Annotated in this window: 22 protein-coding genes; 3 read left to right on the forward strand and 19 right to left on the reverse strand. The window is 69.9% G+C overall.

Annotated elements, in window-relative coordinates; all coding sequences use genetic code 11:
- Window positions 1-2 precede the first annotated feature (2 nt).
- The gene (locus AB5J53_RS14025; protein WP_369245966.1) at window positions 3-1,673 is read left to right on the forward strand and encodes an alkaline phosphatase; all 1,671 of its coding nucleotides are present in this window, start codon (window positions 3-5) and stop codon (window positions 1,671-1,673) included.
- A 7-nt stretch (window positions 1,674-1,680) separates the two neighbouring features.
- Here AB5J53_RS14025 and AB5J53_RS14030 read toward each other — a convergent pair whose 3' ends face one another.
- Entirely contained in the window at window positions 1,681-2,250 is a 570-nt protein-coding gene (locus AB5J53_RS14030) for a dienelactone hydrolase family protein (protein ID WP_369245967.1), read from the reverse strand.
- A 108-nt stretch (window positions 2,251-2,358) separates the two neighbouring features.
- Here AB5J53_RS14030 and AB5J53_RS14035 point away from each other — a divergent pair, with 108 nt between their 5' ends.
- A complete protein-coding gene (locus AB5J53_RS14035) occupies window positions 2,359-3,513 on the forward strand; it encodes a mechanosensitive ion channel family protein (protein ID WP_369245968.1) in 1,155 nt (384 codons plus the stop codon).
- 58 nt (window positions 3,514-3,571) lie between these two features.
- Here AB5J53_RS14035 and AB5J53_RS14040 read toward each other — a convergent pair whose 3' ends face one another.
- The 6 genes from AB5J53_RS14040 to AB5J53_RS14065 form a co-directional block, all read right to left on the reverse strand.
- Window positions 3,572-4,312 (reverse strand): SDR family NAD(P)-dependent oxidoreductase, encoded by a 741-nt coding sequence (locus AB5J53_RS14040; protein ID WP_369245969.1) that lies wholly within the window; start codon window positions 4,310-4,312, stop codon window positions 3,572-3,574.
- Window positions 4,313-4,418: 106 nt separating this feature from the next.
- A complete protein-coding gene (locus AB5J53_RS14045) occupies window positions 4,419-6,005 on the reverse strand; it encodes a Na+/H+ antiporter (RefSeq protein WP_369245970.1) in 1,587 nt (528 codons plus the stop codon).
- Between the two features lie 217 nt (window positions 6,006-6,222).
- A complete protein-coding gene (locus AB5J53_RS14050) occupies window positions 6,223-6,711 on the reverse strand; it encodes a GNAT family N-acetyltransferase (RefSeq protein ID WP_369245971.1) in 489 nt (162 codons plus the stop codon).
- Window positions 6,708-7,652: an RluA family pseudouridine synthase gene (locus AB5J53_RS14055; protein ID WP_369245972.1), complete on the reverse strand. Its 945-nt coding sequence runs from the start codon at window positions 7,650-7,652 to the stop codon at window positions 6,708-6,710. Before AB5J53_RS14055 ends, AB5J53_RS14050 begins: the two co-directional genes overlap by 4 nt.
- A 79-nt stretch (window positions 7,653-7,731) precedes the next feature.
- Entirely contained in the window at window positions 7,732-8,439 is a 708-nt protein-coding gene (gene lspA / locus AB5J53_RS14060) for a signal peptidase II (protein WP_369245973.1), read from the reverse strand.
- A 129-nt stretch (window positions 8,440-8,568) separates the two neighbouring features.
- Window positions 8,569-9,714 carry a TraR/DksA family transcriptional regulator gene (locus tag AB5J53_RS14065; RefSeq protein WP_369245974.1) on the reverse strand — a complete coding sequence of 382 codons (1,146 nt, stop codon included), beginning with the start codon at window positions 9,712-9,714 and terminating at the stop codon, window positions 8,569-8,571.
- A 597-nt stretch (window positions 9,715-10,311) separates the two neighbouring features.
- Between AB5J53_RS14065 and ileS the strand changes: the two genes are divergently transcribed.
- A complete protein-coding gene (gene ileS / locus AB5J53_RS14070; protein ID WP_369245975.1) occupies window positions 10,312-13,455 on the forward strand; it encodes an isoleucine--tRNA ligase in 3,144 nt (1,047 codons plus the stop codon).
- A 384-nt stretch (window positions 13,456-13,839) separates the two neighbouring features.
- Here the strand turns inward: ileS and AB5J53_RS14075 are convergent, their stop codons facing one another.
- The 12 genes from AB5J53_RS14075 to murF all read right to left on the reverse strand — a co-directional run bounded on the left by AB5J53_RS14075 (window position 13,840) and on the right by murF (window position 26,424).
- Window positions 13,840-14,994 (reverse strand): DivIVA domain-containing protein, encoded by a 1,155-nt coding sequence (locus AB5J53_RS14075; RefSeq protein WP_369245976.1) that lies wholly within the window; start codon window positions 14,992-14,994, stop codon window positions 13,840-13,842.
- Between the two features lie 46 nt (window positions 14,995-15,040).
- The gene (locus AB5J53_RS14080; RefSeq protein ID WP_028803186.1) at window positions 15,041-15,325 is read right to left on the reverse strand and encodes a YggT family protein; all 285 of its coding nucleotides are present in this window, start codon (window positions 15,323-15,325) and stop codon (window positions 15,041-15,043) included.
- A 51-nt stretch (window positions 15,326-15,376) separates the two neighbouring features.
- Window positions 15,377-16,018 (reverse strand): cell division protein SepF, encoded by a 642-nt coding sequence (sepF, locus tag AB5J53_RS14085; RefSeq protein ID WP_369245977.1) that lies wholly within the window; start codon window positions 16,016-16,018, stop codon window positions 15,377-15,379.
- A gap of 129 nt (window positions 16,019-16,147) precedes the next feature.
- Complete coding sequence (locus tag AB5J53_RS14090; protein WP_369245978.1) at window positions 16,148-16,867, reverse strand: YggS family pyridoxal phosphate-dependent enzyme; 720 nt, start codon at window positions 16,865-16,867, stop codon at window positions 16,148-16,150.
- 6 nt (window positions 16,868-16,873) lie between these two features.
- Window positions 16,874-17,611, reverse strand: coding sequence for a peptidoglycan editing factor PgeF (gene pgeF / locus AB5J53_RS14095; protein WP_369245979.1), 738 nt, complete (start codon window positions 17,609-17,611; stop codon window positions 16,874-16,876).
- The gene (ftsZ, locus tag AB5J53_RS14100) at window positions 17,608-18,798 is read right to left on the reverse strand and encodes a cell division protein FtsZ (protein ID WP_369245980.1); all 1,191 of its coding nucleotides are present in this window, start codon (window positions 18,796-18,798) and stop codon (window positions 17,608-17,610) included. Before ftsZ ends, pgeF begins: the two co-directional genes overlap by 4 nt.
- A gap of 275 nt (window positions 18,799-19,073) precedes the next feature.
- The gene (locus AB5J53_RS14105) at window positions 19,074-19,859 is read right to left on the reverse strand and encodes a cell division protein FtsQ/DivIB (protein ID WP_369245981.1); all 786 of its coding nucleotides are present in this window, start codon (window positions 19,857-19,859) and stop codon (window positions 19,074-19,076) included.
- A gap of 25 nt (window positions 19,860-19,884) precedes the next feature.
- Complete coding sequence (murG, locus tag AB5J53_RS14110) at window positions 19,885-20,976, reverse strand: undecaprenyldiphospho-muramoylpentapeptide beta-N-acetylglucosaminyltransferase (protein WP_369245982.1); 1,092 nt, start codon at window positions 20,974-20,976, stop codon at window positions 19,885-19,887.
- A 6-nt stretch (window positions 20,977-20,982) separates the two neighbouring features.
- A complete protein-coding gene (gene ftsW, locus AB5J53_RS14115) occupies window positions 20,983-22,347 on the reverse strand; it encodes a putative lipid II flippase FtsW (RefSeq protein WP_369245983.1) in 1,365 nt (454 codons plus the stop codon).
- Between the two features lie 191 nt (window positions 22,348-22,538).
- The gene (murD, locus tag AB5J53_RS14120) at window positions 22,539-23,966 is read right to left on the reverse strand and encodes a UDP-N-acetylmuramoyl-L-alanine--D-glutamate ligase (protein ID WP_369245984.1); all 1,428 of its coding nucleotides are present in this window, start codon (window positions 23,964-23,966) and stop codon (window positions 22,539-22,541) included.
- Complete coding sequence (gene mraY, locus AB5J53_RS14125) at window positions 23,948-25,021, reverse strand: phospho-N-acetylmuramoyl-pentapeptide-transferase (RefSeq protein ID WP_369245985.1); 1,074 nt, start codon at window positions 25,019-25,021, stop codon at window positions 23,948-23,950. The genes murD and mraY overlap by 19 nt, the downstream gene beginning before the upstream one ends.
- Window positions 25,018-26,424 carry a UDP-N-acetylmuramoyl-tripeptide--D-alanyl-D-alanine ligase gene (gene murF, locus AB5J53_RS14130; RefSeq protein WP_369245986.1) on the reverse strand — a complete coding sequence of 469 codons (1,407 nt, stop codon included), beginning with the start codon at window positions 26,422-26,424 and terminating at the stop codon, window positions 25,018-25,020. Before murF ends, mraY begins: the two co-directional genes overlap by 4 nt.
- Window positions 26,425-26,428 lie beyond the last annotated feature (4 nt).

The following is a 26,428-nucleotide window of genomic DNA, read 5'->3' on the forward strand; positions in this document are numbered from 1 at the left end:
TCGTGACCAGTCGATACAGATCATCCGAGGCAACCCAGGGCCTCAACTCCCTTTCGCCACGCCGCCGTACGGTCGTCAAGGCCGCGGCGGCGACCGCTGTCCTGGCAGGCCCGCTCGCCGCCGCTCTTCCGGCCCGCGCCGCCACGGACGCCCCCGCCTTCCTGCACGGTGTCGCCTCCGGTGACCCGCTGCCCGACGGCATCCTGCTGTGGACCCGGGTGACGCCCACCGCCGAGGCGATACCCGGCTCCGGGCTCGGCCCGGACACCGAGGTGAGCTGGATGGTGGCGAAGGACAAGACGTTCACCACCGTCGTCGCCAAGGGCTCCACCACCGCGACGGCCGCCTCCGACCACACCGTCAAGGCCGACATCCGCGGCCTGGCCCCGGCCACCGACTACTGGTTCCGCTTCTCGGCAGGCGGCACCGACTCCCCGGTGGCGCGCACCCGCACCGCGCCGGCGGCGGACGCGGCCGTGTCGGGCCTGCGCTTCGGCGTCGTCTCCTGCGCCAACTGGGAGGCCGGCTACTTCTCCTCCTACCGCCACCTCGCGGCCCGGAACGACCTCGACGCCTGGCTGCACCTCGGCGACTACATCTACGAGTACAAGTCCGGCGAGTACGCGGCCCGCGGCACAGTCGTCCGCCCGCACGCCCCGACGAACGAGATCCTCACCCTCGCCGACTACCGCACCCGGCACGGCAAGTACAAGACCGACCCGGACCTGCAGGCCCTGCACCTCAAGGCGCCGGTCGTCGCGATCTGGGACGACCACGAATTCGCCGACAACGCCTGGTCGGGCGGCGCGGTCAACCACACCGAGGGCGCCGAGGGCACCTGGAGCGCCCGTCAGGCGGCCGCCAAGCAGGCCTACTTCGAGTGGATGCCGGTCCGCCCGGCCGTCGCCGGCACCACCTACCGCCGGCTGCGCTTCGGCAAGCTCGCCGATCTGTCCCTCCTCGACCTGCGCTCCTTCCGCTCACAGCAGGCGGCCACGGCCAGCGGCTCGGTCGACGACCCGGACCGCACGATCACCGGCCGCACCCAACTCGACTGGCTGAAGGCCAACTTGAAGGCGTCCGACACCAAGTGGCGGCTGGTCGGCAACTCGGTGATGATCTCGCCGTTCTCCTTCGGCTCGCTCTCCGCCGACCTGCTCAAGCCGCTCGCCAAGCTGCTCGGGCTGCCGCAGGAGGGCATCGCCGCCAACACCGACCAGTGGGACGGCTACACCGACGACCGCCGTGAGGTGCTGGCCCACCTGCGCTCCAACGCCATCGGCAACACCGTCTTCCTCACCGGTGACATCCACATGGCGTGGGCCAACGACGTGCCGGTGGACGCCGGGACCTACCCGCTGTCCGCGTCGGCGGCCACCGAGTTCGTGGTCACCTCGGTCACCTCCGACAACCTCGACGACATCGTGAAGGTCCCCGAGGGCACGGTCTCCGCCATCGCCGCGCCGATCATCAAGGCCGCCAACCGGCACGTCCACTGGGTCGACACCGACCGGCACGGCTACGGCGTCCTGGACATCACCGCCGACCGCGCGCAGATGGACTACTACGTCCTGTCCGACCGCACGAACGCGAACGCGACCTCGTCGTGGGTGCGTTCGTACCGCACCCGCACGGGCACGCAGAAGGTCGAGCGCACCTACGACCCGGTGTAGCCGCGCCCTACAGGCTGTCGAGGAAGCCGAGCGCCACCCGCCAGGTGGCCTCGGCGGCCTCCTCGTCGTAGTCCGGGAGGTCGGGGTCGGTGTAGAGGTGGCCGGCCCCGGCGTATCTGTACACCTCGACGTCGGCGCCCAGCCTTCCCATCTGCAGGTACCAGGAGCTCAGCCAGTCGTCCGTCTCGAACGGGTCCGGCTCGGCCACGTGCAGCTGGACCGGCAGCTCGTCCACCGACGCGCTCTGAGCGATGTCCGACGTGCCGTGCAGGAGCAGCAGCCCGCGGGCCTTCTCGTCACCGAGCGCCAGGGTCTGCGCGATGGAGGCGCCCAGCGAGAACCCGGCGTACACGAGCCCCCGATCCGAGTAAGGCGCGGCCGCCAGAACGGCCCGCTTCAGCAGCTCGTCCTTGCCGATCTCCTCCTTGAAGGCCATGCCCTCCTCCACGGTCTCGAAGGTGCGCCCGTCGAAGAGATCGGGCGTCCACACCTCGTGTCCCGCGGCGCGCAGCCGGTCCGCCGCGGCGCGCACCGCGGGCCGCGGCCCGTAGGTCGAGTGAAAGAGCATGATGTTCATGAGCCCCATGGTGCCAGCCGGGACCGACAACGCCGGGCCGGACCATTCCCTGAACCCGGGCTGGGACCACATGTTCATGACGGCCCCCGGCCGGATACGGTCGGAGGCATGGAGACCGTACTGCGCCCGCTGATCGTCATCGGTGGCTCGGTCGTGCTCACGCTGCTCATCGGATGGGCCGTGGACCAGCTGCTGCGACGGGCCGACCACCGACACCACGAGGCCACCCCGCTGTGGGGCCTGCTCCGCCGCGGCCGAGTCCCCCTCATGCTCGTGCTGTTCGCGGCCCTGCTCAGAGGCTCGTACGACCAGGCGAAACTGCTGATGGAACACCGGGTCGGCATCGGCCGGACCCTGACACTGATCCTCATCGGGTCCGCCGCATGGCTGGTGGTGCGCATCGCGACGGCGATCGTCGAGACCTCGTACACCCGCTACGCCACCGCCCACCGCGATCCGGCGAGGGTCCGCCGGGTGCGCACGCAGGTGACGCTGATCCAGCGCGTGGTGTCCGCGATCGTCGCCGTGGTGGCGATCGCGTCGATGCTGCTCACGTTCCCCGCGATGCGTGCCGCCGGTGCCTCGCTGCTCGCCTCGGCCGGCATCCTCGGCATCGTCGCCGGTGTCGCCGCGCAGTCCACGCTCGCCAACCTCTTCGCCGGGCTGCAGATCGCCTTCGGCGACATGGTGCGCCTCGGCGACACCGTCGTGGTGGACGGCGAGTGGGGCACGGTCGAGGAGATCACGCTGACGTTCCTGACGGTACGGACGTGGGACGAACGCCGGATCACCATGCCGGTCTCGTACTTCACCTCCAAGCCCTTCGAGAACTGGTCGCGCGGCACCCCCCAGATGACCGGCATCGTCTTCTTCCACGTCGACCACTCCGCGCCCGTGGAGGCGATGCGCGAGAAACTGCGCGACATCCTGCGCGAGTGCCCGGCCTGGGACGGCCGCGACTACGGACTGGCCGTCACGGACTCGACGCCCAACACCATGCAGGTACGCGCCCTGGTCACCGCGAAGGACGCGGACGACATCTGGACGGTACGGGTCACGGTCCGCGAGCAGATGATCCGCTGGCTGACCGAGAAGCACCCCTACGCACTCCCCCGCGTCAACACGACGGACGCGGCACTGCCGCCGGGCCGGGCACCGCGTGCGGGGCGCGGCGAATCGGACGGAGCGGACGGGGCCGCAGCCCGTGCGGACCACGGTCGGACCGCGCACGAGCCTCCGCGGACGGGGCCGGGCCGCGGTTGACCCTCCGGCCGGACGGGCCCGGGCCGTGGTTCCCCCGGTTTCCGGAGGGGTACGGGGCTCAATGCCCGCGTTCCGCGCCCCCGTTGACCTGGATCACCTGCGCGGTGATGTGTCCGGCGCCCGGGGACGCCAGCCAGTGAAGAGTCCCGGCGACGTCCCCGGGCGTACCGGCCCGCCCCGTCGAGGTCTCCGCGACGAGCCGCTCCCGCCGGGCCTGCTCGATCTCGCCGCCGAAGAACCCGGTGTCCTCGACATAGCCGGGCGCCACCACGTTCACGGTGATGCCCCGCGGCCCCAACTCCCGGGCCAGATCGTAGGCGTACGGGTGCAGCGCAGCCTTGGACGCCGCGTACGCGCCGCTGCCGGATCCCCGGTAGGCGGCGATGGAACTCAGGAACAGCACCCGTCCGCCGGGCGAGGCCAGCCGCTCCCGCAGGGCCTCCGTGAGCAGGGCCGCGGTCAGCGTGTTGAGCCGGAAGTTGACGGTCCAGTTGTGCGCGACGGCTTCGAGCGGGTCCTCGCTCTCGACCTTCGGCTCCAGATTCCCGGCACCTCCGGCACTGTGCACCAGCACGTCCACGGTGCCGAACTCGTCCCCCACGAACTCGGCGACACCGCGGACACTGTGCGGATCACTCAGATCGGCGGCGTACGTGAGCGCTCCGGGCACCCCGGCCTTCTCCAACACCTCGGCCCGCCGCCCGAGCAGCAACACCCGATCCCCGTCGGCCGCGAAGGTCTGCGCCGTCGCGAGCCCGATCCCCGAACCACCACCGCTGATCACAACGTTGCGCGCCATGATCCGATCTTAGGAGCGACAGCCGCCGACGGCGAGAAAGCGCCACGGGAGACCCGCACATCCTCGGCCAACCGGAAACGGGCGGTGCGCGTGTGGGAGATCCCCGTCATCGCAGGCTGCGCACGTCCAGGTGTCGCAGCACCCGGTCCACGATCTCCGGATCCGCCCCCGGCTCACTCCGCGCCGACAGCACCTCGTGCCGGGCCGCGCTCATCATCTCCCCCTGGATCCGCCGCATCCTCTTGACCCGCCGAGCCCGCTGCTCGTGCGCCTCCCTGCGCTCCTCGTCCCCCACGTCGGGACTGATCCGCACCCCGATGTCGAAGGCCCGCCGCAGCAACTGCTCGGACACCTCCTCCGGCAGCTCCTCGACCTGCTCGATCTCCTTCAGCCTCCGCTTCGCGGCCTTCGCGGCCCGCATCGCCAGCTCCTTCTCGAAGGCCTTCTCGACATCCGTGTCGGCCCGGACCCCGAGCTTCCTGACCAGCCAGGGCAGCGTGAGCCCCTGCAGCACGAGCGTCGCCATGATCACCCCGAAGGCGATGAACACGATCTCGTCCCGGTCCGGGAACGGCGACCCGTCGTCCATCTTCAGCGGAATCGCCAGCGCCAGGGCCACGGACGCGACCCCTCGCATCCCCGACCACCACATCACGACGGTCTCCCGCCACGAGGTCGGAATCTCTTCGTCGTAGTCCCGTTTCGCGTGCAGCCGTTTGGTCAGCCAGGTCGCCGGCATCAGCCACGCCAGTCGTACGAGCACCACCACGACCACGATCGCCGCGGCCCACCCCAGCATCTCGCCCCAGCGCCCCGCCGCCGTCCTGATCGCGTTGTGCAGCTCGAGACCGATCAGCCCGAACGCGACCCCGGTGACGAGCGTGTCCACCACGTCCCAGAACGTGTAGCCGGCGAGCCGCGTCATGACGTCGTCGGCGTCGGTGGCGTACTCCGCCAGGAACAGCGCCGTGGTGAGCACGGCGAGCACCCCGGACCCGTGCAGCTCCTCGGCCAGGACGTAAGAGGCGTACGGCACGATCAGCGTCAGTCCGATCTGCAGCGTGGCGTCGCCGAGCAGGTCCATCAGCTTGTTCGCGACCCAGCCGAGCGCCACCCCGATGACGAGCGCGACGACGGCGGACAGGACGAGGTCGAGCCCGGCGCGCCACGGCGAGAAGGTCCCGCTGACGGCGGCGGCGATCGCGACGTGGTAGAGCACGATGGCCGTCACATCGTTGAAGAGCCCCTCCCCCTCCAAGATGGACACCAGCCGGCGCGGCAGCCCGAGCTGTCCCGCGACGGCGGTCGCCGCGACCGGATCGGGCGGTGCCACGAGGGCGCCGAGCGCCACGGCGGCGGCGATCGGCAGCCCCGGCACGATCGCGTTGGCGACGACCGCCACGACCGCGGTGGTGACGAACACCAGCGCCACGGCCAGCAGGAAGATCGGCCGTTTGTTGGCGGCGAACTGTCTCCACGACGTCCGTCGCACCGAGGCGTAGAGCAACGGCGGCAGCAGCAACGGCAGGATCAGGTCCGGCGGGATGTCCACATCGGGCACGAAGTCCAGCACGGCCAGCACGATCCCGAGGAGCGTCATCAGCACCGGCGCCGGCAGCCGGAGCCGGTCCCCGACCGGGACGCTCACCACGGCCCCGAGCAGCAGTATGAACAGCAGGGCCAACTGATCCACGGTCAGCGCTCCGGCGAGGTCTAGACGATCAAGGGCGGCCAGACCTCCAGCGTGCCACGCGCCGATTCCTTCCGCCGCGACGGCGAGCGGCCGGGACGGCGGCTTCCGGCGGCGCCGAGTGCGGGGTCCGGGGCGGCAGCCTCATGAAGACGGGCAGGCGGGCGAGAACGAAATCGCCCGCCGCGGGCGCCCTCCATTGCAGAGAGCGCCACGTCTGTTACAGAGAGCGCCGCATCGCCCGGTGCGGAATGCCCGCGTCCGGGAACTCCTCGCCGTACGCCACGTACCCCAGCCGCTCGTAGAACCCCAACGCGTGCGTCTGTGCGTGCAGGTCCACCGCGGCCAGTCCACGCGCGCGTGCCGCGTCCTCGATGGCGCGTACGAGGGCGACGCCGACGCCGAGCCCGCGCGCCTCGCGCGTCACGGCGAGCCGACCGAGCGAGCCGACCGTCGGGTCGCCGTCGGTCTTCGCGGCAGCCGCCTCGCCGTACAGGAGCCGTCCGGTGCCGAGCGGCGCCCCGTCCTCCCGGACGGCCAGCACATGCAGGGCGACGGCGTCGTACGCGTCGTACTCGATGTCCTCGGGGACGCCCTGTTCCCCGACGAAGACCTCCTTGCGCACCGCGAAGCACGCCTCGCGGTCGGCGGCGTCCTCGGCCACCCGCAGCGCGTAGGAGCCGCTCTGCGCCCCGTGGGACGCGCTCACGCGTAGCTCTCCTCACGCACCTTGTCGAGCGCCTTCTGCAGGTCCTCGGGGTAGTCGCTCTCGAACTCCACCCACTGCCCGTCGCCGGGGTGCTCGAAGCCGAGCCGCACCGCGTGCAGCCACTGCCGGGTGAGGCCGAGCCGCTTGGCGAGCGTCGGGTCCGCGCCGTAGGTCAGGTCGCCGACGCAGGGGTGCCGGTGGGCCGCCATGTGGACGCGGATCTGGTGGGTGCGCCCCGTCTCCAGCTTGACGTCGAGGAGCGAAGCCGCGCGGAACGCCTCGACCAGGTCGTAGTGCGTGATCGAGGGCTTGCCCTCGGCCGTGACCGCCCACTTGTAGTCGAGGTTCGGGTGGCGTCCGATGGGCGCGTCGATGGTGCCGCTGGTCGGGTCCGGGTGGCCCTGCACGAGCGTGTGGTAGCGCTTGTCGACCGTGCGCTCCTTGAACTGGCGCTTCAGCGACGTGTACGCGTACTCCGACTTGGCGACCACCATCAGGCCCGAGGTGCCTACGTCGAGGCGGTGCACGATGCCCTGGCGCTCGGAGGCTCCCGAGGTCGAGATCCGGTATCCGGCGGCCGCGAGACCACCGATCACGGTCGGGCCCGACCAGCCGGGGCTGGGGTGCGCGGCCACGCCGACCGGTTTGACGATCACGACCACGTCATCGTCGTCGTGCACGATCTCCATGCCCTCGACGGGCTCGGCGACGACCTGCACGGGTGCGGGCGCCTGCGGCATCTCGACCTCGAGCCAGGCGCCGCCCTGCACCCGCTCGGACTTGCCGACCACCGAGCCGTCGACCGTGACCTTCCCCGCCGCGGCAAGCTCGGCGGCCTTCGTGCGGGAGAAGCCGAACATGCGGGAGATGGCGGCGTCGACGCGCTCGCCCTCCAGACCGTCGGGCACGGGCAGGGTGCGGATCTCGGGAATCGTGCTCACCCGTCGAGTATGCCGGACGGGTCGGACACCACCTGACCACAGCCCGAACATCAGTGCCCGCGCAGCGCCGTCCGCGGGGTCAGTCGCGGTGGACGGTCCCGTCGGGGTCGAGCCCCCGGAAGGACAGCAGCACGATCAGGATGCCGCCGCAGACGATCGCCGAGTCGGCCAGGTTGAAGACCGCGAAGTGCTTGGGCGCGATGAAGTCGACGACCGCGCCCTCGAAGACGCCGGGCGAGCGGAAGATCCGGTCGGTCAGGTTGCCCAGCGCACCGCCGAGGAGCAGGCCCAGCGCGATCGCCCAGGGCAGGCTGTAGAGCTTGCGCGCGAGCCGTGCGATGACCACGATCACGGCCGCGGCGATCACCGTGAAGATGACCGTGAAGGCCTCGCCGAAGCCGAAGGCCGCGCCCGCGTTGCGAATCGCCTCGAACTTCAGCCAGTCGCCGATGATCTCGATCGAGTCGTGGTGCTCCAGCTTCGCGACCACGATCATCTTGCTCACGAGGTCGAGGGCGTACGCCAGCACGGCGACCGTGAACAGGACAGCGATCCTGCGCTTGCCCTTCGGCCGCTCGTCCGCGGTCGGCGTCTCGTCCACTCCGGAGTCCGCTCCGGAGACCGCGCCTGAGTGCGCGCCTGCATTCGCGCCGGACCGCTCGCCCGTGGCCGACTCGTCGGATCCGGACCGGTCGCCCGAAGCCGCGTTCCCTTCGGACTGCTCCGGACCGGCCCCCGCCGCGCCTGGGATGTCCGGCGTACCGATGATGCGCTCCGCCTCTGCCACGTGAGTGAGTCCCTCGACCTAGGTTCCTGACTGAGGACGAGGGTACGGCACACCCCCCGGGGCCCACGTGCTCAGGAGCCCTCCCGCGCCCTTCGGTGATGGCGTTCCCGCTTCCGCTCAACCGTGGGCTCAATAACGCCGTTCCTGCTTCTGCTTGCACTCGACGCACAGGGTGGCGCGCGGGAAGGCCTGCATCCGCGCCTTGCCGATGGGGTTGCCGCAGTTCTCGCAGAGTCCGTACGTGCCCGCGTCGAGCTTCTCCAGGGCGCGCTCGGTCTGGATGAGCATCTCGCGGGCGTTGGCCGCGAGGGCCATCTCGTGCTCGCGCGTGATGTTCTTGGTGCCGGTGTCCGCCTGGTCGTCGCCCGCGCCGTCGCCGGAGTCGCGCATCAGGCCCGCGAGCGCCTGCTCGGACGACGAGATCTCGGTGCGCAGCCGCAGCGCCTCCGACTGCAGCTCCGCGCGCGCCTCCCCGACCTCTTCCGGGGTCCAGGGGTCCTCACCCGGGCGCACAGCGAGCTCGCCGGGCTCCGCCGCGGCGATCCGCGCCTTGGGGACCGCGGTGGGCTTCTTGGCCGCCGTGGCCGTGCCAGGAGTCTTCTTCGCAACCACCGTCGTGGCTCCCGTCGTCTTCGCGGCCTGGGCCGCGCCCTCGGCCGCGGAAGCGACCGTCTTCTTGGCCGTACTGGTGCTCTTCGTGGCCGCGCTCCTCGCACCGGCCCTCTTCGTGGTGCCGCCCTTCGCCCCGGCGCCCTTCGCCTGCGCCGTCTCCTCCGGGACGGTCTGCGTCGCCGCGGCCTTGGTCCCGGCGGCATTCCTGGCCACCGCCTTCTTCGCCGCCGTCTTCTTCGCCGCGGCCTTCTTGACGACCGACTTCGTAACCGCCGTCTTCGTAGCAGCCGTTTTGGTAGCGGTCGTTTTGGCAGCGGCCTGTTTGGGGGCTGCCGTCTTCGAAGGGGCCGCCTTGGTCGTCGCAGTCTTCGTAGTGGCCGCTTTCTTGGTGACCGTCTTCGTAGCGGCCGTCTTCTTGTTCACCGTCTTCGTGACGGCCGCCTTCTTGGTCACCGTCTGCGCAGCGTCCGTTTTCCTGCTCGCGGCCTTGGTCGCCGCCTTCGTCGCCGTCTCGGAAGCCGTTTTGGAAGCCGTCTTCACCGGCTTGGCCGCGCCCGTCGCGGGCGCTACCTGCGTGCTCTTCTTCCCACCCACATCCTTGGCCGCCGGACCCGTGGATCTGCCGGACGCCGACTGCTGTACGGCGGTCTTCTTCGCCACCATGGCCGCGGCCCCTTCACATATTGTGATTTCGCTCGCGAATCGTGCTGGGACGATAAATCGACTTCTGGCTCGCGGCAACGGGGCACGCCCTCCATTCGCCCGCCCCGCGGGTCCCGCGTGCCAAGCCTGCATGCGTTGTGCCCAGCTCCCCGCCCGGTAATCCGCCGGGCCCCGCGTCCCAGCATCCGGACACCCGGGCCTCGCCATTCGGGTCACCGCGCAGGCCGCCGGGGCACCCCGGAAAACCGGTCGGCCGCTGTCCCCGCGGCGCCGTACACTGGGCGGAGCGAGAAGCGTGGATGGGGACGAGTAGCGGCGTACGCAGCCAAGAGCGACCCGGGGACGGTGGAAGCCCGGGGGCGAGCGCGACGCGAAGATCACCCCGGAGCCGCCGGCAGAACACCCCGCAGGGGCCAGTAGACCCGGCATCGCGACCCCAATGAGGGGGTTCACCGGTGCACACGGGCACCGGGGAGCCAAGGAGGGTGGTACCGCGGGAGCGCGCCGCACACGGCGTCCGCAGCAGCTACGAGGTAGCAGCACAGGCTCTCGTCCCTCCGGACGGAAGGCAGAAAGTCCGCCGGAGGAAGCTCGCCGATGAAATCGCCGCAGTACCGCCAGGTGCCCGCCCAGGTCGACCTGCCCGCCCTCGAGCACGCCGTGCTCGACTTCTGGCGCGAGCAGAAGATCTTTGCCAAGAGCCTTGAGCAGTCCGAGGGCCGCCCCGAGTGGGTGTTCTACGAGGGCCCGCCCACCGCCAACGGCATGCCGGGCGCCCACCACATCGAGGCCCGCGTCTTCAAGGACGTCTTCCCGCGCTTCCGCACCATGCGCGGCTACCACGTGGCCCGCAAGGCCGGCTGGGACTGCCACGGCCTCCCGGTCGAGCTCACCGTGGAGAAGGAGCTCGGCTTCACCGGCAAGCAGGACATCGAGGCGTACGGCATCGCCGAGTTCAACGCCAAGTGCCGCGAGTCCGTGACCCGCCACACCGACGCCTTCACCGAGCTCACCAACCGCATGGGCTACTGGGTCGATCTGGACGACGCTTACCGCACGATGGACCCCGAGTACGTGGAGTCCGTCTGGTGGTCGCTGAAGGAGATCTTCAACAAGGGCCTGCTGGTCCAGGACTACCGCGTCGCCCCGTGGTGCCCACGCGACGAGACGGGCCTGTCGGACCACGAGCTGGCGCAGGGCTACGAGACGATCGTCGACCCCTCCGTGTACGTCCGTTTCCCGCTCACCTCCGGTCCGCTCGCCGGTCAGGCCGCGCTCCTGGTGTGGACGACCACCCCCTGGACGCTGGTCTCCAACACCGCCGTCGCCGCGCACCCCGAGGTCACCTACGTGGTCGCGACGAACGGTGAGGAGAAGCTGGTCGTCGCCGCGCCGCTCGTCGAGAAGGCTCTCGGCGAGGGCTGGGAGACCACCGGCGAGACCTTCACCGGCGCCGAGATGGAGCGCTGGACGTATCAACGTCCGTTCGAGCTCGTGGAGTTCCCCGAGCCGGCCCACTACGTGGTGAACGCGGAGTACGTGACGACCGAGGACGGTACGGGTCTGGTCCACCAGTCCCCCGCCTTCGGTGAGGACGACCTCAAGGTCTGCCGCGCGTACGGGCTGCCCGTCGTGAACCCCGTCCGCCCGAACGGCACCTTCGAGGAGGACGTCCCGCTCGTGGGCGGCATCTTCTTCAAGAAGGCGGACGAAAAGCTCACCGAGGACCTCCAGGCCCGCGGGCTGCTCCTCAAGCACGTCCCGTACGAGCACAGCTACCCGCACTGCTGGCGCTGCCACACGGCGCTCCTCTACTACGCGCAGCCGTCCTGGTACATCCGCACCACGGCCGTCAAGGACCGCCTTCTCGAGGAGAACGAGAAGACCAACTGGTTCCCGGAGTCGGTCAAGCACGGCCGCTTCGGCGACTGGCTGAACAACAACATCGACTGGGCGCTGTCCCGCAGCCGCTACTGGGGTACTCCGCTCCCGCTGTGGCGCTGCGAGGAGGGCCACCTCACCTGCGTCGGCTCCCGCGCCGAGCTGTCCGAGCTGACGGGCACCGACCAGTCGAATCTGGACCCGCACCGTCCGTTCATCGACGAGGTCACGTTCGCGTGCCCCCAGGACGGCTGCGGGCAGACGGCCACGCGTGTGCCGGAGGTCATCGACGCCTGGTACGACTCGGGTTCGATGCCGTTCGCGCAGTGGGGCTACCCGTACAAGAACAAGGAGCTCTTCGAGAGCCGCTATCCGGCGCAGTTCATCAGCGAGGCCATCGACCAGACGCGAGGCTGGTTCTACACCCTCATGGCCGTCGGCACGCTGGTCTTCGACAAGTCGTCGTACGAGAACGTGGTCTGCCTCGGCCACATCCTCGCCGAGGACGGCCGCAAGATGTCCAAGCACCTGGGCAACACTTTGCAGCCGATCCCGCTGATGGACCAGCACGGCGCGGACGCGGTCCGCTGGTTCATGGCGGCGGGCGGCTCCCCGTGGGCGGCGCGCCGCGTGGGCCACGGCACGATCCAGGAGGTGGTGAGGAAGACCCTCCTCACCTACTGGAACACGGTCGCCTTCCAAGCCCTCTACGCCCGCACCTCCAACTGGGCGCCCAGCGAGGCCGACCCGGCGCCGGCGGACCGCCCGGTCCTCGACCGCTGGCTGCTCTCCGAACTCCACGCGCTCACCGACCAGGTGACGCTGGCCCTGGAGTCGTACGACACCCAGCGCGCCGGAAAGCTCCTCTCGGCGTTCGTCGACGACCTGTCCAACTGGTACGTGCGCCGCTCGCGTCGTCGCTTCTGGCAGGGCGACAAGGCCGCGCTGCGCACGCTGCACGAGGTCGTGGAGACGGTCACGCGCTTGATGGCCCCGCTGACCCCGTTCATCACGGAGCGGGTCTGGCAGGACCTGGTCGTCCCGGTCACGCCGGGCGCCACGGAGTCCGTGCACCTCTCCTCCTGGCCGGAGGCGGACCTGTCCGCCATCGACCCGGAGCTGTCGAGGCAGATGGTGCTGGTACGCCGTCTCGTGGAGCTCGGCCGTGCCACGCGCGCGGAGTCGGGCGTGAAGACGCGCCAGCCGCTGTCCCGCGCGCTGGTCGGAGCGGTGGGCTTCGAGACGCTCGACCGCGAGCTGCACGCGCAGATCACGGAAGAGCTGAACGTGAGCTCCCTCGCCTCACTCTCCGAGGTCGGCGGCTCATTGGTCGACACCACCGCCAAGGCGAACTTCCGCGCGCTCGGCAAGCGCTTCGGCAAGGGCGTCCAGGCGGTCGCGAAGGCCATCGCCGAGACGGACGCGGCGGCGCTGTCGCTGGCCCTGCGCGAGGGCACGGCGTCGGTGGAGGTCGACGGTGAGACGGTGACGCTGGCCCCGGACGAGGTGATCATCACGGAGACCCCGCGCGAGGGCTGGTCGGTGGCGTCCGACTCGGGTGCGACGGTCGCGCTGGATCTGGAGATCACGGAGGAGCTGCGCCAGGCGGGCCTCGCCCGTGACGCGATCCGGCTGATCCAGGAGGCCCGCAAGAACAGCGGCCTCGACGTGGCCGACCGCATCGCGCTCCGCTGGACCTCCACGGACCCGGCGGTCATCGCGGCCCTGTCCGAACACTCCGGCCTCATCGCCGACGAAGTCCTCGCCACGGACTTCGCCCAGGGCGAGGCCGACGACGCCTACGGCGCCCCGTTCACGGACGACTCCCTGTCCCTGACGTTCCGCCTCCACAAGGCGTAGCACCCGGGGGGCGGCGCGGGGTTCTCTCGCCCCCGCCGCCCCTGCCCATTCCCGTCCCCTGGGGGCTGCCGCCCCCAGACCCCCGCTTAAAAGATTGCGCAGTTCCCCGCGCCCCTTTTCAGGGGCGCGGGGAACTGCGCGAACGGGGTCTGGGGCGGAGCCCCAGGTACGGGATGGGCAGGGGCGGCGGGGGCGAGAGAACCCCGCGTCAGCCCCCCACCGGCACACCACAAGGCCCGGGGCCGCAAGAAATCTGGCGGCCCCGGGCCTTCGGCGTTGCGTACCACGTACAGATGCCCCAGCGACCGCACAAAAGGGCGGGGCCCCCGGAATCCGGGGGCCCCGCCCTGAACGCTGCCGACGCCTAAGGCGTACTAATGGCCGTCAGTTGTCGTCCTCGTCGATGAGGAACCCACGCATCGGCGAGGGCGCCTGCTGCATCGGCGACGGCCCCTGAGGCCGCACCGGAGCCATCGGCTGGGTCATGGCCGGAGACATCTGCTGCTGCCCACCGTAGGAAGGCGCGGCCTGTGCCGGGCCGCCACCCATGCCCTGGTTGCCGCCGTACGACGGCGCGCTGGCGCCGGCCGGGGCCATCGAGGGCGCGGAGGGCGACGGCAGGGAGGCCGTGGCCGGGGCGCGCGGCGGAGCGAGCGAGTCGTCCGCCTGCGTCTCCAGCTGGCGCAGCTGCGACTCCAGGTAGGACTTCAGCCGCGTGCGGTACTCGCGCTCGAAGCCGCGCAGGTCCTCGACCTTGCGCTCCAGCGTGGCGCGAGCGGACTCCAGGGAGCCCATCGCGACGCGGTGCTTCTCCTGCGCGTCCCGCTCCAGGGCGTCGGCCTTGGCACGGGCGTCGCGCTCCAGACCCTCGGCGCGGCTGCGGGCCTCGCCGACGATCTTGTTGGCCTCGGAACGGGCCTCGGCGATCGCCTGGTCGGCGGTCTGCTGAGCCAGCGAGAGGACACGCGCGGCGCTGTCGCCACCGGGGCCCTGCTGCGGCATCTGCGGGCCGTGACCGCCCATGGGGCCACCCATGGGACCGCCCATCGGGCCACCCATCTGCTGCTGCATCTGCGGCTGCATCTGGCCGTGACCCTGGCCCATCGGCCCCTGGCCCATCGGGCCCTGGCCCATCGGGCCCTGACCCTGCGGACCGCCCTGCCCGCTGGGGCCCGCGGGCAGCTGCGGCGCACCGCTCGGCAGCTGGGGCGGACCACCCATGGGGCCACCCATCTGCTGCTGCGGCGGGCCCGATATGCCGGCGGGCACGGGAGCGCCCGGACCTCGCATGCCCTGCGGCGGGCCCTGCTGCTGGTCCTGCTGCTCGGGCGGCTTGCGCATGCCCTGCTGCTGGTTCTGCGCGGCCGCGCGCGTGGCAGCGGCCAGCTTGGCGCGCAGGTCCTCGTTCTCGCGGAGCAGTCGGGTCAGTTCGGCTTCGACCTCGTCGAGGAAGGCATCGACCTCGTCCTCGTCATAGCCTTCTCGGAGGCGGACGGTCGTGAACTGCTTGTTCCGCACGTCCTCGGGGGTCAACGGCATCTCTTCACCTCAACGTAGTCGTCGGCATTCGGCAAGACCGTATCGTTCACAGCCGGCTCACGACGGAGATCAGGATGTAGACGATGATCATCAGTACGAAGAAGGACAGGTCGAGCGCCACGCCCCCGAGACGCAGCGGCGGAATGAACCGCCGCAGAAGCTTGAGCGGTGGATCGGTGACAGTGTAGGTGGCCTCGAGAACGACCACCATCGCCTTGCCGGGTTGCCATGAGCGGGCGAACTGGAAGACGTAGTCCATGACCAACCGGAAGATCAGCACGATGAGGAAACACATCAGCGCGATGTAGAGAACCTGCCCGACCACGCTCATGATCCGTGCTTCCCTCTCCCCTGTTTTCGTGCGTCATTCCGGTCCTGCGTCTCAGCTCTGGTTGAAGAACCCGCCCTCTGCGATGCGGGCCTTGTCCTCCGCCGTGACATCGACGTTAGCAGGCGACAACAGGAACACCTTCTGCGTCACCCGCTCGATGCTGCCGTGGAGACCAAACACCAAACCGGCCGCAAAGTCGACAAGTCGCTTCGCATCTGTGTCATCCATCTCAGTCAGATTCATGATCACCGGGGTGCCCTCACGGAAGTGTTCCCCGATGGTACGGGCCTCGTTGTAGGTCCGGGGGTGCAGCGTGGTGATCCGGTACGGCTCTCGCTCGGACACGACCTTGGGCATGATCACCGGGGCATTCTTCTCCAGGCTTTGACGTTCTTGTGTGATGGATGCCACGGGGGCGATTCGCGCCGGACGCCCGGATTCCGCGGCGAGCGAAGCCGAATGCGGCACCGGATCGCGTGGCGCCGGAGGCTGCACCACTCGTACCGATTCGTCCCTTTGGGACTGGTGTGCCTGATGTGACTGGTGCGGCGGCTCATGCCGCCGACGGTCCCGCTCGGGCTCCGGGTCAAGCTCGGGCTCGAAGTCGTCGTCGGGGTCGAATCCCCTGCCGTCGTACCCATCGTCCTCCACGAGGCCGAGGTAGACCGCCATCTTGCGCATCGCGCCGGCCATGCTCTGAGTCCTCCGCTCTGTGGTGGATCGGCTGACGACTTGCCAAGTGCCCGCGATCCACGAGGTCGTTATGCCCGCCTGTGGCGGTAATGACCATATTTTCTGCTGTGGTCCGACTTCTTGGCGACGTTACCCGAGCCTGGGTCGGACTCCGAGTACCGCAGTACCGACGCGTACATGTGTCGCTCCGGCTGCCACGGCCTGTTCGAGGTCCGTACTCATACCTGCCGAGACCATGTTCGCAGCCGGATGGGCGCGGCGCAGGGCAGTCGACAAATCCATCAGCCGCTCGAACGCCGCCTGTTGGCGCCCCGCGTACGGTCCGGTGAGCGGCGCGACGGTCATCAGCCCGTCGAGCCGGAGCCCCGGAGCCCGAGCGACGAGGTCGCCCAACTCTTCGATTCCGCCGACTCCTACGCCTCCTCGCTCACCCCGGCCACTCTCCTCCGCGTCCAGCGCGACCTGAATGAGACAGCCGACTTCGCGCTCCGCCCGCACCGCCTCCTTCGACAGAGCCGTGACGAGCTTGGAACGATCGACGGACTGCACGAGATCCGCGTAACCGACCACGGAACGCACCTTGTTGGTCTGCAACTGGCCGACAAAATGCCACGAGAGGGGCAGATCCGAACACTCCGCGGCCTTGGGCGCCGCGTCCTGGTCCCGGTTCTCGGCGACATGGCGCACACCGAGTTCCGACAGGATCCGCACATCGCTCGCGGGGTAGGTCTTGGTGACCACGATCAGGGTCACCTCTTCGCGCTTGCGTCCGGCGGCGATGCACGCCGCCGTGATGCGCTCTTCCACTTTCGCCAGATTTCCGGCGAGTTGAGCCTTACGGTCTGTCATGCCCCATCAGTCCAGCCAGACATAACCGGCGAGCCGCCCGGTGGTGCGGTCGCGACGGTACGAGAAGTGGTCCCCCGATTCGAGCGTGCACACCGGCGACTGCTCCCGGTCGCGCACCCCGAGCCGTTCCAACTGTGCGTGCACTCCGGCGGTCACGTCGACCGCGGGCGTGCCCCAACTGGTCTCGGCGTACGCCGCGGGTTCGACGGCGGCGACGTCGGCGCGCATCTGCTCCGGCACTTCGTAGCACCGCCCGCAGACGGCGGGGCCGGTGCGGGCGACGATCCGGGCGGGCTCGGCGCCGAGTTCCGCCATGGCCCGTACGGCGGCGGGGACGACCCCGGCGACCATGCCGGGCCGCCCCGCGTGTGCGGCGGCCACGACTCCGGCGACCGGATCGGCCAGCAGCACCGGTGTGCAATCGGCGGTGAGAACGGCGAGGGCGAGCCCCCGCCGCGCGGTGACGATCGCGTCGACCGACGGAATCTCCGCCGAGCGCCACGGCCCGTCGACCACCGCCACCTCCGGCCCGTGCACCTGGTTCATCCAGACCACCCGGGCCGGGTCAAGACCGAGTGCCTTGGCGGCCAGTTCTCGATTGGTCCGTACGGCGTCGGGGTCGTCGCCGACCGCTCCGCCGAGGTTGAGCTCCTCGTACGGAACGGCGCTCACCCCGCCCCACCGGTCGGTGAAGGCGAAGTGCGCGCCGCTCACTGTGCTCGTTTCGGAGCGCTGTCCTATCACTTCAGGAAGTCCGGCACGTCCAGCTCTTCGGCCGCGCTGTCCGAGTAGGCGCGGGACGGCGGGACCGGCGGGGAGACCTGGATCTCGTTGACCGGCTCCGGGGTCGGCTCCGGCGCCTCCTTCGGCGTGACGCTGCCGAGCGAGCCGAAGGACGGGCGGCTGTCGGAGGACCGTACCGGCGTGGGCTCGTCGCGCTTGGCGGACGACGCCCCAAGGACGTTGTCCCGCTTGGCCGGCGGCTGGCCGCCGTCGAAGCCGGCGGCGATGACGGTGACCCGCACCTCGTCGCCCAGGGCGTCGTCGATGACCGCGCCGAAGATGATGTTGGCCTCGGGGTGTGCGGCCTCGCTGACCAGCTGGGCGGCTTCGTTGATCTCGAACAGGCCGAGGTCGGAGCCGCCGGAGATGGAGAGCAGGACGCCGCGGGCGCCGTCGATGGAGGCTTCGAGGAGCGGCGAGGAGATCGCCATCTCGGCCGCGGCCACCGCGCGGTCGTCGCCGCGGGCCGAGCCGATGCCCATGAGCGCCGAACCCGCCTCGGACATCACGGACTTGACGTCGGCGAAGTCGAGGTTGATCAGACCGGGCGTGGTGATGAGGTCGGTGATGCCCTGAACACCGGAGAGCAGGACCTGGTCCGCCGACTTGAAGGCGTCGAGGACCGAGACCTGGCGGTCCGAGATGGACAGCAGCCGGTCGTTCGGGATGACGATGAGGGTGTCGACCTCTTCGCGGAGTTCGGCGATGCCGTCCTCGGCCTGGTTGGCCCGGCGCCGTCCCTCGAAGGTGAACGGGCGGGTGACCACACCGATGGTGAGGGCGCCGAGCGAGCGGGCGATGTTGGCCACGACGGGTGCGCCGCCGGTACCGGTGCCGCCGCCTTCACCGGCTGTCACGAAGACCATGTCGGCCCCCTTGAGGACCTCCTCGATCTCCTCGCGGTGGTCCTCGGCGGCCTTGCGGCCCACGGCCGGGTTGGCTCCGGCGCCGAGTCCGCGGGTCAGTTCGCGGCCGACGTCGAGCTTGACGTCGGCGTCGCTCATCAACAGCGCCTGCGCGTCGGTGTTGATGGCGATGAACTCGACGCCCTTGAGACCGACCTCGATCATCCGGTTGATGGCATTGACACCACCGCCGCCGACACCGATGACTTTGATGACTGCGAGGTAGTTCTGCGGTGCTGCCACGTCGAAGGCCTCTCGCCTCGAGTTACGTGTCGTCGCCTCGCACGCTCGCGATCCGACGACTGATGCCGAATGGGACGGTCCGAACGCCGACCCGAACCCTAACGCTGAAGTTTAGGGTTACCAGTGTGTCTGTTCCTTGGACTCTTCCGAACAGGACACTAAGTCGACAAGTGGCGCACGTTCAACGAACACGCCGAACCTCCCGTTTTTCTTTTCACCCTATGTGATCAGGCGTAGCGCTGCCCAACCAGGGTGCTGGCCTGCGCGGATGTGCGTCAACTCCCCGATGACGCAGGGGCGGTGGGAGCACTCACGTCGAAGTGCCTGGCGCTGGGCGCGGCTTTCATGAGAGCGGTGAGCGTCCTGGCCTTCGTTCGGCCCTTCTCGCCACTGCCCCACTCGACAGTGCGGCCGCCCTCCAACTCCAGCGAGATGGAGTCGTAGGAACGGACCTTGAGGGTACGAGTGTCACGGGCGACGGCGGCCGGAATGTCACCGGCGACCCGCACCGCCTCACGCACCAGTCGGTCGGTGCCGAAGCGGCGCAGCTCCGCCGACCGGGACACCGTCAATTCCAGTGCGGGCACGCCCTTCGGAGCGTCGGAAACCGTGGCGAATCGCACGCCTTTGGCGTCCACTTCGATGAACTTTGCGCCTTTTCCGACAATCAGGACCGGAGTGCGTTCGGTCACTTTCAGACCGATTCCATGCGGCCAGGAACGGACGACATCAACCGAGTCAATTCGGGGCAATTTCCGGCGCAGTCGTTCCTCAATGGCGTCGGTGTCGACGGAAATCAGTGGGGATCCGACCGGAACATCGGCCGCTTCTCGCACCTGCTCGGCCGTCAGCACCCGCATCCCGGAAGCCGATACGCGCTCCACGCGCAGCCACCGCGAGCCGTACAGGACCCAGACCGAAGCGGCGCCGGCCAACACCATTGCGATCAAAAGGATGATGAGCATACGAGGGCGACGCAACCGCCCGAGACGGGGCGGCCGGGGCGGGCCGGACTCCAGCTTCTGCCGTTCGCCGCGCTCGGCGGTGTTCGGTCCGGCCACGCTCCCTGCCTTCCCTCATGCGGTGCTAGTGACGGCGAGAGGCGATCGCCTCGTACACCATGCCGACGAGCAGGTCGTCGGCGTCCCGGCGGCCGAACTCACTGGCGGCACGGGACATCTCGTACAACCGGTGCGGGTCGGCGAGCACGGGCAGCACGTTCTGCTGCACCCACTGGGGCGTCAGTTCCGCGTCGTCGACAAGGAGGCCGCCGCCGGCCTTGACCACCGGCTGGGCGTTCAGCCGCTGTTCGCCGTTGCCGATGGGCAGCGGGACGTAGGCGGCGGGCAGCCCGACGGCGGAGAGTTCGGCGACGGTCATCGCGCCCGCACGGCAGAGCATCATGTCGGCCGCGGCGTACGCGAGGTCCATCCGGTCCACGTACGGTACCGGGATGTACGGGGGCATCCCCGGCATCTGGTGCACCTGCGGCAGTTCGTTCTTCGGGCCGACCGCGTGCAGGATCTGGATGCCCGCCTGCTGGAGGTACGGAGCCGCCTGCTCGACCACCTCGTTGAGGCGGCGGGCACCCTGCGAGCCGCCGGACACCAGCAGGGTCGGCAGCGCGGGGTCGAGGCCGAACGCGGCGCGCGCCTCGGGGCGTACGGCGGCCCGGTCGAGGGTGGCGATGGAGCGGCGCAGCGGGATGCCGATGTAGCGGGCGTCGCGCAGTTTGCTGTCCGGCGTGGAGACGGCGACCCGGGCGGCGTACCGCGAACCGATCTTGTTGGCGAGGCCTGGGCGGGCATTGGCCTCGTGGATCACGATCGGCACGCCGAGGCGCTTGGCCGCGAGGTAGGCGGGCAGGGCGACATAGCCGCCGAAGCCGACGACCGCGTCCGCCTTGGTGCGCTCCAGGATCTGCTCGGCCGCCTTGATCGTGCCGCGCAGCCGTCCGGGGACGGTGATCAGCTCGGGCGTGGGCTTGCGCGGCAGCGGGACGGCGGGGATCAGCGCGAGTTCGTAGCCGCGCTCGGGTACGAGTCGGGTCTCAAGTCCGCGTTCCGTGCCCAGGGCCGTGATCCCCACGGTCGGGTCCTGCCTGCGCAGGGCGTCCGCGAGGGCGAGCGCGGGCTCGATGTGGCCGGCGGTCCCCCCGCCGGCGAGTACGACATGCACCGAAATTCACCGCTCTCCGGACGAACGCGCCGCGGCGCGCCGTCGCATCGTGTTCCATCTCCGAGGCCCCGCGGCCCCCACGGAGCCTCTCACCGCAGCCCGCTTTCTACCAAAGCGGGGTTGCCGCATCGCAAGCGCCGCCCGCGCAGCGGGCTCGTCGCGTGCGAAGGCGATCAGCAGCCCGATGGCGAACATGGTCGGCAGCAGGGCGGAACCCCCGTAGGAGAACAGCGGGAGCGGGACTCCGGCGATCGGCAGCAGACCGAGCACCGCACCGATGTTGATCACGGCCTGGGCCGTGATCCAGGTGGTCACGCCTCCCGCGGCATACCTCACGAAGGGGTCCTCCGTGCGTCCGGCCACGCGGATACCCGCATAGCCTAGAGCCGCGAAGAGGGCGAGCACCGACAGCGTCCCCGCGAGGCCCAGTTCCTCACCGGTGACGGCGAAGATGAAGTCGGTGTGGGCTTCGGGCAGTTGGCCCCATTTTTCCACGCTCGCACCGAGTCCGGAACCGAAGAGCCCGCCGGAGGCGAGCGCGTAGATCCCGTGCACGGCCTGCCAGCACGAGGTGACTCCGGTGCCGGGTTCGGTGGCACCGATGCAGGAGAACCGGGCCATGCGGTTCGGGCTCGTCTTGATGAGGATCACGCCGAGCGTGCCGGCGACGGCCAGCACGCCCACGAACAGCCGGGTCGGCGCACCGGCCAGCCACAGCAGGCCGAACAGGATCGCGGTGAGGATGATCGCCGTCCCCATGTCGCCGCCGAGCATGATCAGCCCGAGCAGCATGAACGCCACCGGGACGAGCGGCACCAGCATGTGCTTCCACTGCGTGAGCAGCCGCTTGTCCTCCTTGCGGGCGATCAGGTCGGCGCCCCACAGCACGAGGGCGAGCTTGCCGAACTCGCTGGGCTGGATCTGGAAGGAGCCGCCGAGGGAGATCCAGTTCTGATTGCCGTTGATCGCGAGTCCTATCCCGGGCACCTGCACCAGGATCATCAGGAAGACCGACCCGGCCAGCATCGGATACGCCAGCGCCCGGTGCAGCTTCACCGGCATCCGCGAGGCGACGAGCAGCAGCACCCCGCCGATCGCGGCCGCCAGGAACTGCTTGCGGAAGAAGTACGACCCGGGCAGCGACAGCTGCAGCGCCGTGATCTGCGACGCCGAGTACACCATCACCAGGCCGAGCACGGTGATCAGCAGACTGCCACCGAGGATCAGGTAGTACGCGGTCAGCGGCCGGTCCCAGGCCTTGCGGGCGCGGGTGTAGAGACGGCCTACGGGGTTGTCGCGCGACGTCCGGGCGACGGGGGACCGCCCGGTGGCCCGCTGCACGGGAGGTCGGCCTGTACGACTACTGGGCATCGGCGGCACCTGCCACGCTGAGGGAGGCCGTCCCGCCGGGGGTTCCCCCGGGCCGTTCAGGCACTGGAGGAGGGACGGGCCGGCACAGCGCCGTACCACCGGCCGAAAGCCGCCTACGAAGCGCCGACCACGATGGCGTCACGCGTCCCTCCCAAGGGTCCCGGGCGCCCCGGACCAGCTCCGACCCGCCGTCAGGCGTTCGCGGCGCCGAGTTCGCGGACCGCCTCCGCGAACGCGTCCCCGCGCTTGTTGTAATTGGCAAACATGTCCATCGAGGCGCAAGCCGGGGCCAACAGCACCGTGTCACCGGTGTGAGCGAGCCCCCGCGCCTCCTGAACCGCCGCGAGCATCGCCCCAGTGTCGGTCCGCTCAAGGTCGACGACGGGTACTTCCGGCGCGTGTCGCGCGAGCGCTTCCCGGATGAGGGCACGGTCCGCACCGATCAGGACGACGCCCCGAAGCCGCTGTGCCGACTTGGCGACCAGCTCGTCGAAGGTCGCGCCCTTGGCGAGCCCGCCCGCGATCCACACGATCGACTCGTACGCCGCCAAAGAGGCTTCCGCGGCATGGGTGTTGGTGGCCTTGGAGTCGTCGACGTACGCGACCCCGTCCACGTCGGCGACGTGCGCGATGCGGTGGGCGTCCGGCTCGAAGGCCCTCAGCCCGTCGCGTACGGCCTGGGCGGGCACCCCGAAGGCGCGCGCCAGGGCCGCCGCCGCAAGGGCGTTGGCGATGTTGTGCGGGGCGGGCGGATTGACGTCCGACACCTCCGCCAGCTCCTGGGCGTTCTTCTGCCGGTTCTCGACGAAGGCGCGGTCGACCAGGATGCCTTCCACGACGCCGAGTTGGGACGGCCCCGGCGCGGCGAGCGTGAAGCCGATCGCCCGGCAGCCCTCCTCGACGTCCGCCTCGCGCACCAGGTCCTCGGTGGCCTTGTCGGCCGCGTTGTACACGCAGGCGACCCGATTGCCCTCGTAGATACGGCCCTTGTCGGCGGCGTACGCCTCCATGGAGCCGTGCCAGTCGAGGTGATCGGGCGCCAGATTCAGTACGGCGGCGGAGTGGGCGCGCAGCGAGGGCGCCCAGTGCAGCTGATAGCTGGAGAGCTCGACGGCGAGGACGTCGTACTGCTCCTCGCCGAGGACCGCGTCAAGCAGCGAGACGCCGATGTTGCCGACCGCAGCCGTACGCAGTCCGGCCGCCTTCAGGATCGAGGCGAGCATCTGGACGGTCGTGGTCTTGCCATTGGTGCCGGTGACCGCGAGCCAGGGCGCGGCGTCGGGGCCGCGCAGCCGCCAGGCGAGCTCGACGTCGCCCCAGACGGGGACGCCCGCCTCGGCGGCCGCGGCGAACAGCGGCTTGTCCGGCTTCCAGCCCGGCGCGGTGACGATGAGCTCGGTGCCCTCGGGCAGGGTCGCGCCGTCACCGAGGCGCACGGTGATGCCGAGCGCCTCCAGCTCCGCGGCCTGGGCCCGGGCGCGCTCGTCGTCGCCGTCGTTGACGACCGTGACGACCGCGCCGAGGCCGTGCAGGACCTTGGCCGCCGGGATGCCGGAGACGCCGAGCCCGGCGACGGTGACGTTCTTGCCCTGCCAGTCGGTCACTTCTTGGCTGCCCATCCTGCGTAGAAGAGGCCCAGACCCACGATGACGCACATGCCCTGAATGATCCAGAACCGGACCACCACAAGGACTTCGGACCACCCCTTGAGTTCGAAGTGGTGCTGGAGCGGAGCCATGCGGAAGACGCGCTTGCCGGTCAGGCGGAAGGAGCCGACCTGGATGACGACCGACATGGTGATCAGGACGAAGAGACCGCCGAGCAGCGCGATCAGGAACTCCGTGCGGGAGCAGATCGCCAGACCCGCGAGCGCGCCGCCGAGAGCCAGCGACCCGGTGTCGCCCATGAAGATCTTGGCGGGCGAGGTGTTCCACCACAGGAAGCCGAAGCAGGCGCCCATCAGCGCGGAGGCGACGACCGCGAGGTCGAGTGGATCACGTACTTCGTAGCACGCGGCCGGGTTGGTCAGGGTCGTCGCGTTGGCGCAGGACTCCTGGAACTGCCAGACGCCGATGAACGTGTACGCGCCGAAGACCATCACGGAGGCGCCGGTGGCGAGACCGTCCAGACCGTCCGTGAGGTTCACGCCGTTCGACATGGCGAGGATCATGAACAGCGCCCAGACCACGAACAGCACCGGGCCGATGGACCAGCCGAAGTCCTGGACGAAGGAGAGCTTCGTGGAGGCCGGGGTGTTGCCGCGGTTGTCCGCGAACTGCAGCGAGAGCACCGCGAAGGCGATACCGACGGTCAGCTGGCCGGCCATCTTCGCCTTGGCCCGCAGACCCAGCGACCGGCGCTTGACGATCTTGATGTAGTCGTCGAGGAAGCCGACCAGGCCCATACCCGCCATCAGGCCGAGCACCAGCAGTCCGGAGAACGTCGGCGGCTTGCCGGTGATCACCTTGCTGAGGAAGTACGCGATGAGCGTCGCCAGGATGAAGGCGATACCACCCATGGTCGGTGTACCGCGCTTGGCGTGGTGCTCGCGCGGGCCGTCGTCGCGGATGTACTGGCCGTAGCCCTTCCGGGCCAGCAGCTTGATCAGCAGCGGGGTGCCGACCAGGGTCAGGAAGAGGCCAATGACTCCTGCGAACAGGATCTGCTTCATCATCGGGCGGCAACCTCACCCTCAACGCCGCTGTCGAGCAGCGCTTGCGCCACCCGTTCGAGCCCGACCGACCTGGACGCCTTCACGAGTACGACGTCCCCTGGGCGCAGTTCACTGCGCAACAGGTCGACAGCCGCCTGTGCGTCGGACACGTGCACCGACTCCTCACCCCACGAACCCTCGTTATATGCGCCCAGTTGGAGCCAGGACGCTTCCCTGCCCCCGACCGCGACGAGCTTGCTGACGTTGAGCCGGACGGCGAGCCGCCCGACCGCGTCGTGCTCGGCGAGCGCCTCGTCCCCGAGCTCGGCCATCTGACCGAGCACCGCCCAGGTCCGCCGCCCCTTGCCCATCGCCGCGAGCGCGCGCAGGGCGGCTCGCATGGACTCGGGGTTCGCGTTGTAGGCGTCGTTGACGACCGTCACGCCGTCCGGGCGCTCGGTGACCTCCATCCGCCAGCGGGAGAGGGAGCCCGCCTCGGAGAGCGCGAGGGCGATCTCGTCTGCGGACATGCCCAGCTCATGGGCGACGGCGGCCGCGGCGAGCGCGTTCGACACGTGGTGCTCACCGTACAGGCGCATGGTCACGTCACTGCACCCGGAGGGTGTGCGAAGGCTGAAGGAAGGCTGTCCAGTCTCCGTGAGACGGACGTTCTCGGCGCGTACGTCCGCTTCGTCGGACTCTCCGAAGAGAATCACGCGGGCCTTCGTACGGGACGCCATCGCGCGTACGAGGGGATCGTCGGCGTTGAGGACCGCGGCGCCGTCCTCGGGGAGCCCTTCGACCAACTCGCCCTTTGCTTGCGCGATTTGCTCGCGGCCGCCGAACTCGCCGATGTGGGCGGTGCCGACATTGAGGACGAGACCGATCTTCGGCGGGGTGAGGTCCGCGAGGTAACGGATGTGGCCGATACCGCGCGCCCCCATCTCCAGCACGAGGAACCTGGTCTCCTCGGTGGCGCTGAGCGCGGTGAGCGGCAGCCCGATCTCGTTGTTGAGCGAGCCGGGCGTGAAGACCGTCGGCGCCTTGCTCCTCAGGACCTGGGCGATCAGGTCCTTGGTGCTGGTCTTGCCCGCGGAACCGGTGAGGGCCACGAGGGTCGCGCCGAGCCGTTCGACGACATGCCGGGCGAGAGCGCCGAGAGCCGCCTGTACGTCCGCGACGACGATGGCGGGCACGCCGACGGGTCGGGACGCCAGTACGGCGACCGCACCGGCGTCCACGACCGCCTGGGCGAAGTCGTGGCCGTCCACGCGCTCGCCGACGAAGGCGACGAAGAGGCTGCCGGACTCCACCTCACGGGAGTCTCTGACGACCGGTCCGGTGACCTGTACCGCCGGATCCGGTATGTCGTACGTCTGCCCGCCGACGACTGCTGCGATCTCGGCGAGAGAGAGGGCGATCACAAGT

This window comes from Streptomyces sp. R41, assembly GCF_041053055.1.
In the GTDB taxonomy this organism is placed as follows: domain Bacteria; phylum Actinomycetota; class Actinomycetes; order Streptomycetales; family Streptomycetaceae; genus Streptomyces.

Coding starts and splice junctions, on each gene's coding strand:
- AB5J53_RS14080 (WP_028803186.1), bottom strand. CDS start 15,325: ATGAGCGTGGTCGGGCAGGTTCTCTACATCGCGCTGATGTGTTTCCTC.
- AB5J53_RS14035 (WP_369245968.1), top strand. CDS start 2,359: ATGGAGACCGTACTGCGCCCGCTGATCGTCATCGGTGGCTCGGTCGTG.
- AB5J53_RS14065 (WP_369245974.1), bottom strand. CDS start 9,714: ATGGTGGCGAAGAAGACCGCCGTACAGCAGTCGGCGTCCGGCAGATCC.
- mraY (WP_369245985.1), bottom strand. CDS start 25,021: ATGATGAAGCAGATCCTGTTCGCAGGAGTCATTGGCCTCTTCCTGACC.
- sepF (WP_369245977.1), bottom strand. CDS start 16,018: ATGGCCGGCGCGATGCGCAAGATGGCGGTCTACCTCGGCCTCGTGGAG.
- AB5J53_RS14040 (WP_369245969.1), bottom strand. CDS start 4,312: ATGGCGCGCAACGTTGTGATCAGCGGTGGTGGTTCGGGGATCGGGCTC.
- murD (WP_369245984.1), bottom strand. CDS start 23,966: ATGGGCAGCCAAGAAGTGACCGACTGGCAGGGCAAGAACGTCACCGTC.
- AB5J53_RS14030 (WP_369245967.1), bottom strand. CDS start 2,250: ATGAACATCATGCTCTTTCACTCGACCTACGGGCCGCGGCCCGCGGTG.
- ftsW (WP_369245983.1), bottom strand. CDS start 22,347: ATGCCCAGTAGTCGTACAGGCCGACCTCCCGTGCAGCGGGCCACCGGG.
- AB5J53_RS14075 (WP_369245976.1), bottom strand. CDS start 14,994: ATGCCGTTGACCCCCGAGGACGTGCGGAACAAGCAGTTCACGACCGTC.
- AB5J53_RS14090 (WP_369245978.1), bottom strand. CDS start 16,867: ATGACAGACCGTAAGGCTCAACTCGCCGGAAATCTGGCGAAAGTGGAA.
- ileS (WP_369245975.1), top strand. CDS start 10,312: ATGAAATCGCCGCAGTACCGCCAGGTGCCCGCCCAGGTCGACCTGCCC.